The sequence below is a fragment of the Rhizobium sp. CFBP 13726 genome (assembly GCF_014841925.1).
Classification (GTDB): domain Bacteria; phylum Pseudomonadota; class Alphaproteobacteria; order Rhizobiales; family Rhizobiaceae; genus Neorhizobium; species Neorhizobium soli.
Window position 1 is genome coordinate 1 of record NZ_JACYUU010000013.1, and the last position, 3,344, is coordinate 3,344.

Below are 3,344 nucleotides of genomic sequence, written 5' to 3' on the forward strand. Positions count from 1 at the left end.
TCGCATCTTCTTACGACACCATAATGTGAAATAGAGGGAAGCATATACGTCTGCTATCGAAGTCTGTGGGCGACTTTCAAGTCCACTCTTCAGCCGATCGCTTGATTGCATCCCATAGGTTTCGCTGCTTAAATGACATGCGGCTCCACCCATCGTTGATGTGGTCCCAAAGTGTCTCTTCTGGGAAACGCATGCTTGTTCTCCGTAGCGACGCGGCTTCGTTATCGACCCTGGTATCGCACCACCCATGAAACCATGGGGGTTGAATGAAGGCAACGACCGCCTCTGGCGCAAAGCTGCCGAGGTCGGCTTTTGCCCCAAAGCGGTCGTGAATTCAATGAATTGTTTTGGTACTCATCGACCAGCCGGAAGCGATGAATTCGAGCGTTTCATCGCGAAAGTAAAATAGGAAATGTCGGGCATTTACAGTGTCGGCTGCGATGATCTCCCAGTCGATGTTGCCACCTAGAATGTCTTCTCCCACCACCTCGTAGAATTCGCCCCACTTGGGAGCTTGCTTAGCGTAACGACCCTCCCCAGCAAACCACGCATGGTCATTGGTCGCATCCCAGTTCCAGCGACTGCAATTGCTGAAGCGAACCGTTGCCTCCTCCCTAAAGTCGGCCTTCCGCTGCCACGGATTTAGCAAGAAGCTCAAGTTTGCTGCGTTGCCTTCGAAGACTACTGCGACCAACGGTGCATTAGGCTCTGCGCTCCAGTCGTCATTGAGTTGGACGAACTCCAGTTCTTGCATCCGTATATCCTGCCTCGATGGAGAGCTGTTTTTTGGGGTATCAGATCATCGGTCAACAATATTGATCGCTCTGATCACTTCTGGCGCTTAGCGGGAGCACGTTTCAACACGATTTGAAGGTCATTGACAATCATAGGATGGCACTAACGGCCTGGAGTTCTGCAAGAGCCACCGGTCGGAATTTCATGATCAGCTTGGGGCCGTCATAGAGATCAATTTCTTCGGCCCCATCCTCCAGCTGAACGACTCGAAGAAAGTGTAATTCGGCTTTTTGAGGCATTGTCGTGATTAAGCCCTCTGGATCAGCCAGCACCACCTCGCAGATCGCGAACCCGGCGGCCCCCGAGGCCGAAGGCCTCGAATTGTTATGGTAGTCCCAAGGGGTCCCATCAACTCGAAATACAGTGCCAACAACTTTCATGGCGACTAGATGCATGGTGGCAACCCAGAATACTAACTATTTAATGAATGGCTGCAATCGGCCTAAACGGTTATAGCGCACACTTGGTTCTGTTGACAAATCCGAACATGACGCCATTCTGACCGACGACCTCACGCAGCGCCGCAAAGACTATTTATCAAGATCGCTATTTTGCCCATCAAGTCTGCCACATTCGACGTTCAGGATATCTGCCTTCGAGCAAAAGGTTTGGAGCCGGGCGTGGTCACCCCGGAGGAAGTCGAATTTGCTCGAAGCATTCTTCGCAGCCGTACCGGAGACATTCCGGGAGCCGTCATCGTGGTCGGCCTATGTGGCGAAACAGTGGATGCGCCGCTTCTGGAAGCATTTCTGCATGGCGACGACAACAACGTGTATGTAGAATATTCTTTGAAGGCGTTGTGTCGTTACCTTCGGTTGACTGATCGATATCGCCCCCTATTACGTGAATGGATGCAGATGAAGGATGACGAAGGCTATCGCCGGATGGCGGCGATAAATTTGGCGAAAGAATATTTCTCGGGGTTCGAAGACCGCGAATTGGGACGCTATCTCATCGATGTGCTTTGCGACCTGGAAGATAGCTGCCGCAGTTCCGTCCGTCACGTCTTCGTGGGCATCCTCAAGATGCAGAACCAGCTCACAGACCCATTCGGCCTCAGGTTCGAAGAATGGGACGAGGAAACAACTCTCATCGTAAACGCTGCGGCGCAGAAGTTCGGATACCACGATTGGAAAATATCGCATGGTTACGCCGCGCATTAGATCGTCTGAAGCCGCAGCCAAACACGGATCGCGGAATCTGAACGAAGCCTAGATATTTGTCCTTGGTCTTGTGGTGATTGAAGTCATAATGAGGCATCTCATTCCCATTGGCGATTCGAAGGCTTTGCCTCAGTAGCCTGAGGATCAGATCGCTTCAATGAACGCATTTGGCGCGAGGCTGTCATCTAGACGCATCCCATCGCATCCGGATTTGTTGCTCCAGCGTGTCTATCGACTCACAGTCGACGTCTTTTCTCCCCGCACATGCAAGATGAGAAACCACCGCCAAAGCCGCGTATTGCCCTTCGGTCGCTGCCAACTCGTGCATCTCGTCTAACGCCTTTTCTATCGGCACTTTTCCACCGTCAATCACTTGGTTTGCCAAATCGGCAATGCGAGCTGCAAGGGGGGACGCCGCATTCTCGGCCCAGGCAGTCAACAATTCTCGCTGCTTATGCTTCGGGAGTCCTTCGGAGGCGGGTGGGGAGACGATTTCGTACAGCACACAAAATTCAGCGTTTGGGGAAATCGAACGTGCCTCTTCAATGAGGATGGCTGCCTCGGAAGCATCTGAATATGGGAATCTGCAGTCGATCTTGTCAGATAACGCCTGCTCTTGATTGGAAATGTCCATGATGGTGCTCGGCGTTGACGATGCGAACTCAATAGCAACCCAATCTAACGACCGCAATTGGCGCAAAGCTGCCGAGTTAGATTTCAGCCCATTGCAGTCGAATACAATTTCCCTAGAATGTCAGAGCCAAATAACGCAGGCCCAACTCATGGATTTTCGCCGCGACAGTATGACCGCATCCTATGGCGACCCGAATTCCGGTTTCAGCGTAGTTTTCGAGGACGATGGTAGGGTTGCCTACGCGTATCTTCTTACCCCCGACGCCTATATAGTCGCAGATGTGTGGCTTTATAATCGCGTAGGAATGTCTGTTGAACCCGAGTGGCATGACCGTAATCTGATGCCATTCGCAAATCCCTCGGAGTTCATTCGCCACGACCTATCTTTCGATTTCCCGGAGGCTCCCTCGGATATATCTGTGACTTGGAATGCGTCTGAGCCACTTGTTCCAACCGCTCACGTCCATATCAATGGTGAACTCTTCGGACGGCTGCGTCCTGGTTCGAAGCCAGGATGGAGCCTGATGGCGGCGAAGGACGGACCGCTTGCGCTGATTTTGGATCAAGCTTGAATACGTTCCACTTCCGCAATAACGCAAAGCAATCAATGTCTTCTTTTGGCCCAAAGCGGACGTTGCCACCGTTTTAAGTTCCCTCATATTCCCAACATGCTTGGACTTCTGCCAAGGAAGGTTGGCCGCCCATCATGAAAAATTCTAGGTAAGTGTTGTTTGGAAGCTTAAGCTCAACCAC

Annotated in this window: 5 protein-coding genes; 2 read left to right on the forward strand and 3 right to left on the reverse strand. The window is 51.8% G+C overall.

Annotated elements, in window-relative coordinates:
• Positions 1–334: 334 nt before the first annotated feature.
• Positions 335–754 (reverse strand): hypothetical protein, encoded by a 420-nt coding sequence (locus IFT66_RS23275; protein WP_192079133.1) that lies wholly within the window; start codon positions 752–754, stop codon positions 335–337.
• A 130-nt stretch (positions 755–884) separates the two neighbouring features.
• Positions 885–1,190, reverse strand: a complete 306-nt coding sequence (locus IFT66_RS23280) for a hypothetical protein (RefSeq protein ID WP_062579196.1) — start codon at positions 1,188–1,190, stop codon at positions 885–887.
• A gap of 156 nt (positions 1,191–1,346) precedes the next feature.
• On the opposite strand from IFT66_RS23280, the gene IFT66_RS23285 reads away from it, so the two are divergent.
• A complete protein-coding gene (locus IFT66_RS23285) occupies positions 1,347–1,958 on the forward strand; it encodes a hypothetical protein (protein WP_192079134.1) in 612 nt (203 codons plus the stop codon).
• Positions 1,959–2,139: 181 nt separating this feature from the next.
• On the opposite strand, the gene IFT66_RS23290 is transcribed toward IFT66_RS23285, so the two are convergent.
• On the reverse strand, positions 2,140–2,592 hold the full coding sequence (locus IFT66_RS23290) for a hypothetical protein (protein WP_192079135.1): 453 nt from the start codon (positions 2,590–2,592) through the stop codon (positions 2,140–2,142).
• Here IFT66_RS23290 and IFT66_RS23295 point away from each other — a divergent pair.
• A complete protein-coding gene (locus tag IFT66_RS23295; RefSeq protein WP_192079136.1) occupies positions 2,591–3,163 on the forward strand; it encodes a hypothetical protein in 573 nt (190 codons plus the stop codon). The two genes, IFT66_RS23290 and IFT66_RS23295, sit on opposite strands and share 2 nt — an antisense overlap.
• Positions 3,164–3,344 lie beyond the last annotated feature (181 nt).

What these genes read in the sequence shown, in the direction of transcription:
- IFT66_RS23275 (WP_192079133.1), bottom strand. Translation starts at nt 754, where the DNA reads ATGCAAGAACTGGAGTTCGTCCAACTCAATGACGACTGGAGCGCAGAG.
- IFT66_RS23280 (WP_062579196.1), bottom strand. Translation starts at nt 1,190, where the DNA reads ATGCATCTAGTCGCCATGAAAGTTGTTGGCACTGTATTTCGAGTTGAT.
- IFT66_RS23295 (WP_192079136.1), top strand. Translation starts at nt 2,591, where the DNA reads ATGATGGTGCTCGGCGTTGACGATGCGAACTCAATAGCAACCCAATCT.
- IFT66_RS23290 (WP_192079135.1), bottom strand. Translation starts at nt 2,592, where the DNA reads ATGGACATTTCCAATCAAGAGCAGGCGTTATCTGACAAGATCGACTGC.